Here is a 15,555-nt window from a genome sequence, read left to right as displayed (position 1 = left end):
CTGTGCACTGCACAGACGGATATGCAAAGAGGGCCCCGACCTGCATGGTCTGGGCCCTCCCGTCAAAGAAGACAGCGAGATGTTACTCAGTCTTCAGCATCCGGGTCGTAGTCGACGCCGGTCTCGGCACGCTGCTCGTCACTGATCGGAGCCGGGGCGCCGGTCAGCGGGTCACGACCGCCACCGGCCTTCGGGAAGGCGATGACGTCGCGAATGGTGTCGGCACCGGCGAGGATGGACACGGTGCGGTCCCAGCCCAGAGCGATGCCCGCGTGAGGCGGGGCGCCGAACTTGAAGGCGTCGAGGAGGAAGCCGAACTTCTCCTTGGCCTCTTCGGGAGCGATGCCGAGGACGTTGAGGACGCGGTCCTGAATGTCGTCGCGGTGGATACGCACGGAACCGCCGCCCATCTCCTCGCCGTTGCAGACGATGTCGTAGGAGTCAGACATGGCGTGCTCGGGATCCTGATCGAACTTGTCGATCCAGTCCTTGCTCGGCATGGTGAACGGGTGGTGCATGGAGGTCCACTTGGAGTGGCCGACGGCCACATCATCGTCATCCGGGTCGTCGGTGGGCTTGAACAGCGGGAAGTCCACGACCCAGGTGAAGGCGAACTTCTTCGGATCGAGCAGACCCGCGCGACGGGCGAGCTCCACGCGCACGGCACCCAGCAGCAGCTGGGAGGATTCGCGGGAGCCGGCGGCGAAGAACACGGCGTCGCCGGACTCGGCACCGACGGCGGCCATCAGGCCCTCGCGCTCGGAGTCGGACAGGTTCTTGGCGACAGGTCCCTTGAGCTCGCCGTCCTCGGTGAAGGACACGTAGGCGAGGCCCTTGGCGCCGCGCTGCTTGGCCCACTCCTGCCATGCGTCGAACTGACGACGCGGGGTGGCGGCACCGCCCTTGAAGACGACGGCGCCGACGTAGTCGGCCTGGAACACGCGGAACGGCGTGTCCTTGAAGTATTCGGTGAGCTCGACGAGCGGGTTGCCGAAACGCAGGTCCGGCTTGTCGGAGCCGTACTTGTCCATGGCATCCTGCCAGGTGATGCGCTGAATCGGCAGCTGCACGTCGTAGCCGGCGGACTTCCAGATGGCGGCGATGACTTTCTCGGCCATGGCCATCACGTCCTCCTGATCGACGAACGCCATCTCCATGTCGAGCTGGGTGAACTCGGGCTGGCGGTCGGCGCGGAAGTCTTCGTCACGGTAGCAGCGGGCGAGCTGGTAGTAGCGCTCGACGCCGGAGACCATGAGCAGCTGCTTCAAGAGCTGCGGGGACTGCGGCAGCGCGTACCAGGAGCCAGGCACCAGACGGGCGGGCACGACGAAGTCGCGGGCACCTTCCGGGGTGGACTTGATGAAGGTCGGGGTCTCGACCTCGGTGAAGTCCATCTCCTCCAGCGCGTGTCGGGCGGCCTTGGCCATGTCGGAGCGCAGCCTGAGGTTGTGCTGCATGGACGGACGGCGAAGGTCGAGGTAACGGTACTTCAGTCGCACGTCTTCGCCGGGCAGCTTGTTCTCGGACTCGTTTTCGAGCGCGGTGGACACCTGAAATGGCAGCGCATCGGACTTGGCGAGCACATCGATGGTCTCGACGACGACTTCGATCTTGCCGGTGGCCAGATGCGTGTTCTCGTTGCCGTCCGGGCGCAGACGAACCTCGCCGGTGACCTGGATGACGAACTCGGAGCGCAGCGGGCGCGCCATCTCTTCGTCGTAGATGACGATCTGCACCAGGCCGGTGTTGTCGCGCAAATCGATGAACGCCACGCCGCCGTGATCGCGGCGACGATCGACCCAACCTGCGAGCGTCACCTTCTGACCGACGAGTGCTTCGGTCACCTCGGTGGCATGATGTGTTCTGTAAGCCGTCTGGCTCATGCTTCCTCTTTCTTATGCAATCTATGCAATGGTTTCCCTGCAACGCGCGCCCGTCCCCGGCAGAGGACGGGCGCTGACGAAAATCAGTCGATTACAACGGTTTGCCGGGCATACACAGTATCCGGTTGCCACGACTTGGGATCGGCCGGCTGCTGATCGCCGGTGACGATGTTCTTGACCTCGTCGGATGCCGTGTCGTCGCCGTCCGTCGCGCCGGCCGGGAACCACACATACGGGATGCCAAGCTTGTCGGCATATTTGATCTGCTTGCCAAGTTTGGCCGCAGTGGGCGCGACGTCCGCGGCGATGCCGCGGGAGCGCAGCGTGTTCGCGATGAGATTCGCGGCGGAGCGATCCTGCTCGTTCCACACGGCGACGAGCACGGATGCCGGGCAGACGCGGCTGGCGTGCGCTCCGGCGGAGTGCAGCATGTACGACACGAGACGGCTCAGGCCGATGGACAGGCCGACGCCCGGGTACTTGCGGTTGCCCTGCGAGGCGAGGTTGTCGTAACGGCCGCCGGAGCAGATCGAGCCAAGCGACGCCGCCCCGTCGAGGAAGGTCTCGTATACGGAACCGGTGTAGTAGTCGAGTCCACGGGCGATCTTCAGGTCGGCGATCACCGCGCCCGGGCGGATGAGGGCGGCTTCGTCGACGATCATCGCGAGCGTGTCCAGTCCCTGCCGGGCCAGCGCGTACGCGTCGGAATCGGCCGCGATGCCGTGCGCGGCGCACAGCGCGTCGAACTTGTCGGCGAGCTCCTTGCCGTCGGCGGCGGTGAGTTCGGCCAGTTCCAGGCAGGCGCGGGCCTGCGCTTCATCGGCGCCGCACGTGTCGACGAGCAGCTTCGCCACTTCGTCCGCGCCGATCTTGTCGAGCTTGTCGATCTCGCGAAGCACTCCCTCGATGTCGGTCAGGCCAAGTCCGCGGTAGAAGCCTTCGGACAGCTTGCGGTTGTTCGCGTGCACGGTCGCCTTGGGTAGGCCGAACGCGCGCAGCTCCTCAAGAGCCGACACCATGACCAGCGGCAGCTCGACCTCGTAATGGTCAGGCAGGTCGCCGTTGCCGATCACGTCGATATCGGCCTGGACGAACTCGCGGAAACGTCCTTCCTGCGGACGTTCGCCACGCCACACCTTCTGAATCTGCCAACGCTTGAACGGGAACGCGAGGTCGCCGGAATGCTCGACCACATACCGGCTCAACGGCACGGTCAGATCGAAGTGCAGACCCAACCGGTCATTGACCGGCGTGTCGGATTCGTGCCCGACCTCCTGCAGACGGGACAGCAGGTAAATCTCCTTGCTGGTCTCGCCTTTCTTGAGCAGACTGGAGCCCTGTTCCACCGCGCGTGTCTCGATGCCGATGAAACCGTTGAGCTCGAAAACCCTACGGAGCGTGTCGATGACACGCTGCTCCACAACACGTTCAGAGGGGAGCCACTCTGGAAATCCTGATATTGATGCGCCTTTAGCCACGATTCCCTATAATAGGGGAGGTTGCGGAAAAATCCATTCGGATTTTTCCCCAGCCAACGACTACCTTCAAGCTTATAAGGAGCTGGCCATGGCCGACGAGACTGCCACCATATCCGACAACACCACCGAACCCACCGAGCAGGCAACGACGCCCACACCGGCACCGACCCCTGCATCCGCGCCGAAACCCCACGCCCCTTCGCCGGCCGCATTCGCCAAGAAAGCGGTCAAGCGCCCCGCCCCCGCCGCTTCGGCATCCGGCTATTCGGACGCCGAGGTGAAGGCGGCCGAAGCGTTCGGCCGCGTCGACGACAACGGTACCGTGTACGTCAGGGAGGGCGACTCCGAGCGTGAGGTCGGGCAGTTCCCCGACGTCTCCAAGGAGGAGGCGCTGTCGCTGTACGCCCGTCGTTACCTTGACCTCAAGGCCAAGTTGGATCTGCTGGCGAGCCGCCTGCATTCCGACACGGTGAAGTCGCACGAGATCGACGAGACGCTGAAGTCCCTTGAGCAGGAGACCGACAAGCCCGCGGCGGTCGGCGACATGGCCGCGCTGAAGCAGCAGTTCGAGCAGCTGAAGGAGGCCGGTGCCGCGAAGAAGGCCGAGCTCACCAAGGCCCGCAAGGCGGCGATCGCCAAGGCTGTCGAAGAACGCACCAAGATCGTCGAGAAGGCCGAGGCCCTCGCATCCTCGCTGGATGACGAGATCAACTGGCGTTCCACCGCAGACAAGTTCCGTTCCTTGTTCGACCAGTGGCAGCAGCATCAGCGCACGTCCGTGCACATCGACAAGCCGCAGGCCGACGCGCTGTGGAAGCGTTTCTCCGCCGCACGCACCACGTTCAACCAGGCCCGCCGCAAGTGGTCGCAGGCCCGCGACGTCGAGCGCGCCCATGCCAAGGCCGAGAAAGAGGCGATCATCGCCGAGGCGAACCAGCTGAAGGACTCGACCGCATGGGGCGAGACCTCGCGCCGGTTCAACGAGTTGATGGACCGTTGGAAGCGGGCCGGCCGCGTCGGCCGCAGCGATGACGACGCGCTGTGGGCGCAGTTCCGCAAGGCAGCCGACGAGTTCTTCAACGCGCGTCAGGCCGACCGTGACCAGATCAGCACCTCCGAGAAAGAGAACCTCGCCAAGAAGGAGGAGCTGCTGAAGAAGGCCGAGGCCCTGGTGCCCGTCGCCGACGAGGCCGCCGCGAAGAAGGCGCGTCAGGCGCTGGGAGCCATCCAAGACGAGTGGGATCAGATCGGCTATGTGCCGCGCGACGACATGCGCCGTATCGAAGGCCGTCTCGACGCCGTCGACAAGCAGATCAAGGCCGTCGAGGACGCCGCGTGGAAGAAGACCGATCCGGAGGCCGACGCCCGCAAGTCCAGCTTCGAGGAGCAGCTGACCGCTCAGCTCGCCGAGCTTGACGAGAAGATCGCGGCCGAGTCCGACCCGAAGAAGAAGGCCAAGCTGGAGGCGGAGAAGGCCACTAAGGAGCAGTGGCTCAACGCTATCAAGTAGGCCGATCCGCTGTCCGGCCCGGTGTGTCGGCCGGCCGCCGTCGTCAGGACGGTCGGCCGACACACCGATTACCGGCTGTCATCGTCTCGTTGGCATGGGCGTCAGGGAATTCTCCCCGGCGCTCTTTTTTTTGTATTACGACACCGCGGACGCTACGACAGTGGTCAGGTTTGATGCGTTAGAGGCACACGGGCATACAGCATCCAAGTGCCGTCCTCGACCTCGGTGCGCAGCATGCCGCCGAAATGGAGCAGTCTGTCACGATACAGGCCAAGTCCCATATGTGTGGAGACCGCTGTCTCACTTTTTATCGGCCGGATGAGTCACGGAATTGTACTGGGTGACTTCTGCGACGTCATCGTGAAGCATCACGCTGCAATCGAATTCGCAACCTGCCGGGCAGTGCCGGATGATGTTATGGGCGATTTCATTGAGCGGCTCGCCAAGCAGCGTCATATGATCGGGGCCGATGTCTTCCATGAGTCCATTGTCGTGCAGCGCGAACCCTCCATGGAATCCCTTGCCGGCAAGCTCTTCTCGAAGAGCGTCACATAGTCGACGCAACCGATCAACGGATACCGCGTCCGCCCGAGTCGTGCACCTGCGCGGCGTAATCGAGCGTCTGAGCGTGATGTTCCTGACGCTCCCGCTCCAGTATGCGCTCATGCGCCTGCTCACGGGTCTGCTGCCGACGCATCATCATACTGAGCAACAGGCCAAGCAGACCGGCGAATACGATGACAGCAATCATGAATAGGCCGTTCGTTACATTCAGGTATGACAAACCACCGGCCATATGAATTGCATGAAGCAGCTGCTTTTCCGGAAATATGTCACGGTTGGCTTCAGCGGGTTGTTAGCTGTCGTGGTCATGAGACTTATCTCGGAACCGGTCGCCTCGGCAATCTCGGCGGCCTTGAATTCTTCGTTCTTGAGCCTGTTCTTATACTCCTGCACATACTGTGCGGGAATGTCGGCGCTGACCATCCTCTCAGCGTCCTGTACCAACACGACGGTGACCAACTCGTTTTCGGGAGAGGTTCCGTCTGCATGTGCAATTGGTATCGCATGTCATAGCGCAGGCCAAAGTAATGATCGCGGCCAGATACTTCCTGACCAACACTTCGTTGTGTCGGTTTCCACTGTAGGACGGAATCGCATGGTGGGAGTATGGGTGCGGGTGATTTGCCGTCCTGAGGACGGCATGAGTGGGAGGATATTGCAGACCACCCCCAGTCGCTTCGCGACGGCCCCGCCAGCGGGAGCCAATTCACGCCCCCGCTGGCGGGGCTGTCGAGTGTAGCGAGACTGGGGGTGGTCAGTCGGCCGGTCAACCGGTACCCGATCAGGCCTCCTGCGAGGCGGGAGCGGCGTTGTCAGCCGACTTGTCAGCTGACTCCTCCGTTGCCGGCTCCGCAGCCGGCTCGTTCTCGGGCTTGGCGTCGTCGAACTGTTCGCCGCGGAAAGTGAACTCGCCGAGGATGCCCTCGCCTTCGGAGTCGACCACCACGCGCTGACCGTCTTCGAGTTCGCCCATCAGGATCTTCTCCGAGATGGCGTCCTCGATGTCGCGCTGGATCACGCGGCGCAGCGGACGAGCACCGAGCAGCGGGTCGAAGCCCTTCTGCGCGAGCAGGTCCTTGGCGGCCGGGGTGAGCTCCAGCGACATGTGACGGTCGAACAGACGGTCGTTGAGCTGCTTGATGTCGAGGTCGACAATCTGACGCACCTGCGGCTCGGTGAGCTGACGGAACACGATGATGTCGTCAAGACGGTTCAGGAACTCGGGGCGGAACTGCTGCTTGAGTTCGGAGCTGACCTGATCCTTCATGCGCTGGTAGCTGGACTCCGCGTTCGAGCCAAGGTTGAAGCCGGTGTTGGCGGCCTTGGCGATGTCGCGCGTACCCAGGTTGGTGGTCAGGATGATGATGGTGTTCTTGAAGTCCACCTTGCGTCCCTGACCATCGGTCAGGTGACCGTCGTCCAGCACCTGCAGCAGCGTGTTGAAGATGTCCGGATGGGCCTTCTCGATCTCGTCGAACAGCACGACGGAGAACGGCTTGCGGCGCACCTTCTCGGTGAGCTCGCCACCCTCCTCGTAACCGACGTATCCCGGAGGAGCACCGAACAGACGCGATGCCGCATACTTCTCGGAGAACTCCGACATGTCCACGCGAATCAGCGCGTCCTCATCGTCGAACAGGAACTCGGCCAGCGCCTTGGCCAGCTCGGTCTTGCCGACGCCGGTCGGGCCGGCGAAGATGAACGAGCCCGCAGGACGCTTCGGATCCTTGAGGCCCACACGAGTGCGGCGAATCGAACGGGACAGCGCGGAAACCGCTTCGTCCTGGCCGATGATGCGCTTGTGCAGCTCGGACTCCATGCCGAGCAGCTTCTTCGACTCGGCCTGGGTGAGCTTGAACACCGGAATGCCGGTGGTCGAGGAGATCACCTGGGCGATCACATCCTCGTTCACGACCATCTCGACATCGGACTCGCCCTCGCGCCAAGAGGATTCCTTCTCCTTGCGCTCCGCTTCCAGCTTCTCCTGGTTGTCGCGCAGCTCGGCGGCCTTCTCGAAGTCCTGGTCCTTGATAGCCTTGTCCTTCTCGGCGGCGACCTTCGCGACCTTCTGGTCAAGTTCCTTGAGCTCGGGCGGGGCGGTCAGGCGCTTGATGCGCAGCCGCGCGCCGGCCTCGTCGATCAGGTCGATGGCCTTGTCGGGCAGGTTGCGGTCCTGGATGTAGCGGGACGACAGCTCCGCGGCGGACTGCAGCGCGCCGTCGGTGATGGTCACATGGTGGTGGTTCTCGTAGCGCGAGCGCAGGCCCTTGAGGATCTCGATGGTCTCCGCGATTGTCGGCTCATGCACCTGAATCGGCTGGAAACGACGTTCCAGCGCCGCGTCCTTCTCGATGTACTTGCGGTACTCGTCGGTGGTGGTGGCGCCGATGGTCTGGAGCTCACCGCGAGCCAGCATGGGCTTGAGCATGTCAGACGCGCCCAAGGCGCCGTCCGCCGAACCGGCACCGACGATCGTGTGAATCTCGTCGATGAACAGCACGATGTCGCCGCGCGTCTTGATCTCCTTGAGCACCTTCTTGAGGCGTTCCTCGAAATCGCCGCGGTAGCGCGAGCCGGCCACCATGGAGCCCAGATCCAGCGAATAGACCTGCTTGTCCTTCAGCGTCTCCGGCACGTCGCCGGCGTTGATCTTCTGCGCGAGGCCTTCGACGACGGCGGTCTTGCCGACGCCCGGCTCGCCGATCAGCACGGGGTTGTTCTTCGTGCGGCGCGACAGCACGACCATGACACGTTCGATCTCGTTGGTGCGCCCGATCACCGGGTCGAGCTTGCCCTCGGCCGCTTCGGCGGTCAGGTTGCGCCCGAACTGGTCCAGAATGGCCGAACCGGTCTGGCTGCGTTTGTCCTGCACGCCGCCGGCGTTGGCCAGATCGCCCTTGCCGGAGGCATTGGCGCCGCCGCTGTTGCCATGGATCATGTCGATAGTGGCCGAACGCAGTTCGCCCAGGTCGACATCCATCTTGATGAGCACCTGGGTGCCCACGCCCTCGCCTTCGCGGATCAGGCCGAGCAGGATGTGCTCGGTGCCGATATAGCTGTGACCGAGCTGCAGCGCCTCGCGCAGACTCAGCTCCAACACCTGCTTGGCGTGCGGAGTAAAGGGAATGTGCCCGTTGGGGGCGGCATTGCCTTTGCCGATCATCTCCTCGACCTGCTTGCGGGTGTCGTCCAAGGTCACTCCCTTGGATGCGAGCGCCTTGGCGGCGACCCCCTCACCTTCGCGGATCAGGCCGAGCAGCAGGTGTTCGGTGCCGATGTAGTTGTGCTGGAGAGTACGCGCCTCTTCCTGCGCCAACACGATCACGCGCCGTGCACGGTCGGTAAACCGTTCGAACATGCTTGTCCTTCCATCTCGATAGTCCACACCACTCTACCGATTCGCGATGACGTTTATGCCTTTCCTCGCGATAATTGCGCTCATAACGCAATGAAAAACGATATGCTGAATATAACATGCCAACAAGGAGGATGTCATGACGCAACCAGATGTGAACATCGAGTCCGAGCCGCGGACGTCGGACGGAGCCGGCGACATCGTCGTTGGGGTGGACGGCTCCGAGGAGTCGTTCACGGCCTTGCAGTGGGCGCTCAGGGAGGCGTCCTTGAGCGGCAGGGCGGTCAACGCGGTCTATGCGTGGACGCATTCGTGGGATATGGGAGCCCAGCCGGACAATCCCGACGCGTGGGAGAAGGCGAGCAAGGCCATCACCGAGCAACTGCTGGATTGGGTGAATGAGGCGAGCGCCGGCATCGCATTCGACCCGGATAACCTGAAGCTCACCTCCGTGCACGCCTCCGGCACGACTGGACTGCTGCAGATCGGAGCGAATGCCCAACAGATCGTCGTCGGCCGCCGATCCCTGGGTCGCGTGACCAGATGGTTCGTGGGGTCGCTGTCGTCCTCCCTCGCCGAATCCGCCAAGGTGCCGGTGACGGTGGTCAGGATCGCCGGCAACGAGGACAAGAGCGTGCAGGATGATATCGCGCATTCGCTCGCCCCCGGTATGCCGATTCACCATGATGACGATGAGCTGGCCGCGGCCAAGGGCAAACGTCCGGTGGTCGTCGGCGTGGACGGTTCCGAGACGTCCCGTCATGCGTTGCGGTTCGCCATTGATTTCGCTGCGCTGCATCATGCCCCGCTGCAGGTCATGTTCTGCTGGCAGCTGAAGGATCTGGGCGAGGTGCCCGGCTATGAGAACGCGATCGCCTCGATCGGCGCCGGTCAGGATCACGCGCAGGACATCGTCCGTCGCATGATCGAGCAGGCCGATATTCCCGACGGGCTTCAGGTGACGGGCAAGGCGTTCCACATCGCGGCAGCCAAGGGCCTGACCACGGCATCCCGGTTCGCCAGCCATCTGGTCGTCGGATCCCGCGGCCTGAGCGGCTTGGACGCCCGTTTCCTCGGTTCCGTGTCGAGGCAGATCCTGAACTTCGCGGAGTGCACGGTCACCATCGTGCACTGAGCGCCATCGCGCGCTGGCCCGGATGCGCAACCCCGGATATAGACGAATCGCCTGTGACACCGCTTCGCGTGGTGTCACAGGCGATTATCGTTCCATCGTCATTCCGCCATTCGGCCGCCGTGACGTTGCCCGTGTTGCAGGCGATTCGGGTCAGCGCGTTTCAGGCAGCTGGGATTTGAGGATGATCGTGCCCTTGGGCACGTCGAACGGCAGGCCGGCGACACCGAGCTTCTCGATCAGCTCCACTTCGCCGCGCTCGTCCCGCGGCGCCTGCGCTATGACATCGATATGCAGGTCGTCGAACGCGGGCTTGGATTGAATCCACATGTGGCTCGGCTCGGGCGGCTCGATTTCGGAATGTTCGCCGCATCCGTGGTCGAGCGAGACGACCTTGCCGTCGTCCGGGCTCCACTTGTTCGCGCAGACGCCGAACATTTCGCTCAGATCACCCTGCAACGCGACGAAGAACCCGCAGGTGGAGCACAGATTGCCCGACGCGGTCTTGGTGGACAACGACTTGGGGCCGCGAGGGCCCTCATACCAGCGCTGCGCGGTCTGGGCGCGGCCCAGCGGGGACAGCACATGGCGGCGGGACAGATCGAATGCGCTCACCGCGTCATCGACATCCTCCGCAGCTGTGGTGGGCTGAGCGTCCTGGGACTCCACAGGTTCGCTGTCGGGCGCCTCAGAATCCGATGCTCCGGTATCCGATGCCTCATCCGCGGCATCGACCTTGCCCGGGGCCCCGGCCGCTTCCACGTCCCGTGCATCCGAAACGCGCGTGTCACCGGTCTCGGCTTCGGCGGTCGCCCGGAAACCTTCCTCCAACCGCGGGTCATCCGGGTCGGTGCCGATGGAGTCGGTCACCGACAGGTCGGTCGGCAGCAGACGGTCCTTCCATGGAATCCATTCCGGAGGGCGCAGCGCCTGTTCCATGGGAATAAGCGTTGACTCGTTCACCGTCCACGTGTCGCGTTCGACATCGTGGAACATCGTCACGGACCACTGCCATCCCTCGTAGCCGCGCATCAGCGAGACGAACCGGTAATCGGTGATGCCGTCACCGGCGTCGATGGCCTCGACGAACTCTCCGACGCCGTTCTCGTCCTCGGCAGCCTCGACGGCCATGGCACGGGCAGCGTCTTTCGGGTCGATGGAGGCGATGGGCGAATCCGCGATACCGGGTTCGTCCACAACCGTCTCAGGCATGGTCGTTTCAGGCATGTACTATCCCCTGTCCCCTCATTCCTGCACGTCGAAGCTGTCAGCCACGCCACGCAGCAGTGTGGCGAGCTTCCGGCTGTCGGCGGCGGAGGGATACCGATGGCGACGCAGCTCGTTGCCCGCGGAATCCAGCAACTTGATAAGGTCCTCCACGATGGCGGCCATATCATCCGGCTTCGGGCGGGTCGCCTTGACCAGGGACGGCACGGATGCGACCAGCGTCACGCCCATGGCCTGTGGCCCCTTGCGGCCGTCGATCACGGAGAACTCCACGCGGGCGCCTTTGCGCAGGGTGGTCACGCCATCCGGCAGAGCCGCTGCGGGCAGGAACACGTCCTCGCCCTCGTCGTTCGTAATGAATCCGAATCCCTTTTTCGCGTCGAACCAACGTACGCGCCCACTGGGCATGGCACACCTCGTTACTCGTCGGACCGGCAGATTCTCGATCTGCTCATGAATACATCAAAGTATCAGTTTACCTCAATGCATGAACGCACGGCACGCGGCAGCGCACCGGACGCGAATCACTTGCTCTTGTGCTGCCGCGCTTGCTGTTTCTCCTGCTTGGCTTTGTTGCGTTCGGCCTTGCGTTCCGCCTTGGCGTCCTGAGGGGGTTCGTCCACGGCGATCTTCGGCTCCAGCGGCGCTACGGGCAGCACCACCGTGAGCGTGAGGCCGCCGCCCTGGGAGTCGGTCGCGCAGATGAAGCCCTTGTGCGCCTTGACCACCGACTGCGCGATGGCCATGCCAAGCCCGGTGCCGCCTTTGAGACGCGCCCGGGACGGGTCCGCGGTGTAGAACCGCTCGAAGATCTTGGAGCGGGAGTTCTCGGGCACGCCCGGACCATGGTCGCTGAAGCGGACCACCGCGTAGTTCATGCCCATCTGCATGGAGCGGCTTACGTCCACGGCTTCGATGAAGTAGCGCATCGAGGCGTCATTCGCGGACATGCGGGCCAACGATTCGGGGCTGATCGACGCGGGCATGACGCCGACGGATATCTCCACCGGGGAGTCGCCGGGCGTGTAACGGTGGATGTTGCCGACGATGTTGGTGACCACCTGCCGCAGCCTCGACCCGTCGCCTTTCAGCATGACATCGGGCAGCGGGCCTTCGACGAACTCCAGATCGGCCGGCTCATCCCCGTTGCGCGGCTGGAATGTCAGCGTGCCGCGGCGAATCTCACGGCCCGGATCGAGCGCGTGCAGGTCTTCGGTCGCGTCCGTGACCAGCGTGGTCAGCGGCACCTGCTGGGTGATGTCGATGCCACGCCCCTCGTCGAGGCGCGCCAACGACAGCAGGTCCTCCACCAGTACCGTCATGCGGGTGCTCGAATCCTCGATATGTGAGATCGACTCATCGGCGCGTCCCAGCGCACCCGGCAGGTCACGCTGCATCTTGTATAGCTCCGCATACCCGTGGATCGCCGCGAGCGGCGTGCGAAGCTCATGGCTGGCATCGGAGACGAATCGTTTCATCTTCGCCGTGGTCTCCTCCTGCTCGTGGAAGCTCTGCTCTATTCGGGTGAGCATGGCGTTGAGCGAGACCGACAGCGAACCGACCTCCGTGTTCTCCGGCGCCGGGGGCACGCGTTGTGTGAGGTCGCCAGCGGCGATCTTCGCGGCGGTCTTCTCGATGCGCTTCAGCGGAGACAGTGTTCTCTGGGTCATCAGCGTGGCCAGCAGGGCGCCGAGTATGACGATGGCCACGCCGACGATGATGCAGTAACGGGTCAATGTCTTTACGGTGTCAAGCTGGTCGCTCAGCGACAGACCGATGTAGCATACGCCGCCGGGCTTGCCGTCCTCATCGGTCCACGGCAGCGCCACGACGCGCCACGGCGATTCGGCGGTGGACAGCGTGGAATGGTCCACGCTGCGCCCGCTCAACGTCACGACGGCGTTGGTGGTGAACGGCTGCTGGAGCTGCACACCTCCGCGGCTGCCGTTCATAGGCAGCAACGGCATCGAACTGACGCCGTCCTTGAGAGTGGGGACGATGGCGTTGCGCAAGATGGTGTCGTCGCTGTCGCGGATCTGCACGAAGTAGCTGTACAGCAGGCTGCTGCTGGATTTCTCGGCGTTATTCTGCTGGCGCATGGTATCGATGTTGTTGAGGACCAGTTGCGCCTGACGGAACAGCTGCGTGTCCGTCTTCTCCAGCATGTAGTTGCCGACCAGCTGGCGCAACGTCAGTGATATACCGGCCGTACCCACGATCAGCAGGATAACCGTGCACGCCACGATCTTGGTGGCCAGCGGAACGGCGTCCAGGCGCCCGACGAACATCGATTTCAGTGTCGCCCACACACCCTTGGTATGGGTCGCACGCTTCTGGCTCGCAGGGGCGGCTGTCGGCGGAGGTATCTGCGCGGTTCCCGGAGTCCCGGCCGTGCCGGTCGGCGCGGTTCCCGGTGCCGGGGCCGGGCCTGCGGCGGTTCCGTCACCCGTCGGCGGAGGTGTCTGTGCGGTCATCGCGCCCGCCTCACGCCGAGACTCTGGGCTCGCGAATCATGTAGCCGATGCCTCGCTTGGTCTCGATCAGCGGGGTGACCTTGTGCTGTTCACCGTTGTCGTCGGTCACCATGATGCCGTCGACCTTCTTGCGCAGGTACGAGATGTACGACTCGACGATCGCCGCGTCACCGCCCCAATCGTATTGCCAGACGTGATCGAGGATCTGCGCCTTCGACAGCACACGGCCCTCGTTGTCCATCAGGTAGCGCAGCAGCTTGTATTCGGTCGGGCTCAGATCGATCGCGTGACCGGCGCGGGACACATCGTGCGAATCCTCGTTGATCTCAAGGTCGCCGACGCGGATGATCGGATCGTCCTCCACCTGCTCACGGGTGCGACGCAGAATCGCGCGGATGCGGGCCACGACCTCCTCCAAGCTGAAGGGCTTGGTCACGTAGTCGTCGCCTCCGACGGTCAATCCCATCACCTTGTCCTGTGTGTCGTCGCGGGCGGTGAGGAACAGCACGGGGGCGCCAATGCCCTCCTGCCGGATGCGGCGGGTCACGGTGAATCCGTCGATGTCAGGGAGCATGACGTCAAGGACGATCAGGTCGGGCTGGGTCTTCTCGATCACCTCGATGGCTTCGGAGCCCGATGCGGCGGTGGCCACATAGAATCCGGCGAAATGCAGGGATGCGACGAGCAGTTCACGGATGGACGGTTCGTCGTCGACAACAACAATGGATGCTTCAATCGGCTTGCTCATGGTTACCAGCTTGACTCGATGTTCTGGATGTTTCCTGAACACCATCTGTGTCTTGCGGGACAATGGACGCCAGCCACGCGTCGAAACGCTTCCGGGAGCCTTCGTCGGCGGCTTCGTCGGTGTTGCCCGGCTTGGGCGCGGTGGCGGCCGACGACGTTCCGAACCGCTTTCCGCGCCGGGATGCCTCCCTCCGTTCGCGGCGCGTCATGGGTACGGACGGAGCGGACTGCCCGTCGGATTCACTTGAAGCGGACTGCGGCCCGCCGCCGTCCTCCGCCGTGGAGTCCGACTCGGCTGCATCACCCTTGGAGCGCCGCTTCTTGGCGGACTTGCCCGTGCCTTTCTTCGTGGCTTTCTCTGTAGATTTTCCTGCGTCCTTCTCGGCATCCGGCTGCTTGCCCTTCGTATCGCGACGACGGCGAACCACCGTCACGACGCCGATGACGATCAGAACCACCAGCACGCCGCACATCACGGATATGCCCACCCATTTCCACACCGTGCCGCGCTGCGCTGTGGTCGTCTTGATCGTGGCGATGGAATCCATCATGGCGATCGCCGAGCCGGACCAGTCGGGGTTCCTGCCGCTGACCGGCCCGTAGGCGCTTTTCAGCAGCTGGTCCGACGTGGTCTTGTTGTACAGCCACGATTCCGAGTTGCCGGAGACGGCGACCACGAGCTTGCCGTCGTTGAGGGCCACGGCCAGCAGCACGGTGTTCGGTTTGGGGTTGGTGGCGTCCAACGCCTCCTGCGCCCATTGGTCGGGATCCTCTACCCCCTCGAAATGCAGCATGTATGACAGCTTGACCGACACGCCGGTGCTGTCGTAGGTGCTGGATATGGCGTCCGTGACTTTCGTCAGATTGGAGCCGAGCACGTTGTAGGGATCGGTTATGTCCTGGGAGAACGTGGCCTGCCCCTGGTCCGAGGACGACGAATCGTCCCCGGCGGCGTATGCGACCGCACCGGGCGAAGTTATCCACATTGTTATGACCAGCACCGTCAAAACCGCGGAAAACAGCCGTTTCCACAGAGAAAATCCGTCGCGCGACACGCCGATAACCCCCAAAATGGCCGAGCCTTCGACCACATCATCCGTTTTTCCGTATCTCATCGTTCGCAATGTCATATCCTCCACATTACCGGCCGGACGCTTCAACGTCACCGGGCGAAAACAGAACAAT

Annotated in this window: 13 protein-coding genes; 2 read left to right on the top strand and 11 right to left on the bottom strand. The window is 63.5% G+C overall.

The genetic code is table 11. The features are described from left to right. Positions 1-86: 86 nt before the first annotated feature. On the bottom strand, positions 87-1,883 hold the full coding sequence (gene aspS, locus MMB49_RS03500) for an aspartate--tRNA ligase (protein WP_047271815.1): 1,797 nt from the start codon (positions 1,881-1,883) through the stop codon (positions 87-89). Positions 1,884-1,966: 83 nt separating this feature from the next. Further along, a complete protein-coding gene (gene hisS, locus MMB49_RS03495; RefSeq protein WP_047271813.1) occupies positions 1,967-3,361 on the bottom strand; it encodes a histidine--tRNA ligase in 1,395 nt (464 codons plus the stop codon). Between the two features lie 88 nt (positions 3,362-3,449). Here hisS and MMB49_RS03490 point away from each other — a divergent pair, with 88 nt between their 5' ends. Continuing rightward, positions 3,450-4,871: a DUF349 domain-containing protein gene (locus MMB49_RS03490; protein WP_003816390.1), complete on the top strand. Its 1,422-nt coding sequence runs from the start codon at positions 3,450-3,452 to the stop codon at positions 4,869-4,871. Positions 4,872-5,171: 300 nt separating this feature from the next. On the opposite strand, the gene MMB49_RS03485 is transcribed toward MMB49_RS03490, so the two are convergent. From MMB49_RS03485 to MMB49_RS03470, 4 genes are all read right to left on the bottom strand, one after another. Next, positions 5,172-5,351, bottom strand: coding sequence for a hypothetical protein (locus MMB49_RS03485; protein ID WP_014760071.1), 180 nt, complete (start codon positions 5,349-5,351; stop codon positions 5,172-5,174). 88 nt (positions 5,352-5,439) lie between these two features. Further along, a complete protein-coding gene (locus MMB49_RS03480) occupies positions 5,440-5,622 on the bottom strand; it encodes a hypothetical protein (RefSeq protein ID WP_229940941.1) in 183 nt (60 codons plus the stop codon). A 20-nt stretch (positions 5,623-5,642) separates the two neighbouring features. Next, positions 5,643-5,858 (bottom strand): hypothetical protein, encoded by a 216-nt coding sequence (locus MMB49_RS03475; protein ID WP_022174184.1) that lies wholly within the window; start codon positions 5,856-5,858, stop codon positions 5,643-5,645. 358 nt (positions 5,859-6,216) lie between these two features. Next, positions 6,217-8,793, bottom strand: a complete 2,577-nt coding sequence (locus MMB49_RS03470) for an ATP-dependent Clp protease ATP-binding subunit (RefSeq protein WP_003816398.1) — start codon at positions 8,791-8,793, stop codon at positions 6,217-6,219. A gap of 136 nt (positions 8,794-8,929) precedes the next feature. Here MMB49_RS03470 and MMB49_RS03465 point away from each other — a divergent pair, with 136 nt between their 5' ends. Continuing rightward, positions 8,930-9,925 carry a universal stress protein gene (locus tag MMB49_RS03465; protein ID WP_047271811.1) on the top strand — a complete coding sequence of 332 codons (996 nt, stop codon included), beginning with the start codon at positions 8,930-8,932 and terminating at the stop codon, positions 9,923-9,925. A gap of 150 nt (positions 9,926-10,075) precedes the next feature. Here the strand turns inward: MMB49_RS03465 and MMB49_RS03460 are convergent, their stop codons facing one another. From MMB49_RS03460 to MMB49_RS03440, 5 genes are all read right to left on the bottom strand, one after another. Continuing rightward, the gene (locus MMB49_RS03460; RefSeq protein WP_013389721.1) at positions 10,076-11,149 is read right to left on the bottom strand and encodes a DUF3027 domain-containing protein; all 1,074 of its coding nucleotides are present in this window, start codon (positions 11,147-11,149) and stop codon (positions 10,076-10,078) included. An 18-nt stretch (positions 11,150-11,167) separates the two neighbouring features. After that, entirely contained in the window at positions 11,168-11,557 is a 390-nt protein-coding gene (locus MMB49_RS03455; RefSeq protein WP_003812533.1) for a cold-shock protein, read from the bottom strand. 116 nt (positions 11,558-11,673) lie between these two features. Continuing rightward, on the bottom strand, positions 11,674-13,437 hold the full coding sequence (locus tag MMB49_RS03450; RefSeq protein WP_047271810.1) for a sensor histidine kinase: 1,764 nt from the start codon (positions 13,435-13,437) through the stop codon (positions 11,674-11,676). 196 nt (positions 13,438-13,633) lie between these two features. Further along, the gene (locus MMB49_RS03445; protein ID WP_022174181.1) at positions 13,634-14,371 is read right to left on the bottom strand and encodes a response regulator transcription factor; all 738 of its coding nucleotides are present in this window, start codon (positions 14,369-14,371) and stop codon (positions 13,634-13,636) included. Beyond that, positions 14,355-15,500, bottom strand: coding sequence for a hypothetical protein (locus MMB49_RS03440; protein ID WP_047271807.1), 1,146 nt, complete (start codon positions 15,498-15,500; stop codon positions 14,355-14,357). The genes MMB49_RS03445 and MMB49_RS03440 overlap by 17 nt, the downstream gene beginning before the upstream one ends. Positions 15,501-15,555: the final 55 nt, after the last annotated feature.

Origin of the sequence: Bifidobacterium sp. SKU (assembly GCF_026016405.1) — a bacterium.
GTDB lineage: Bacteria > Actinomycetota > Actinomycetes > Actinomycetales > Bifidobacteriaceae > Bifidobacterium > Bifidobacterium bifidum.
The sequence above is the reverse complement of the archived record's forward strand: the minus strand, read 5'-3'. Positions and strand labels throughout refer to the sequence as shown.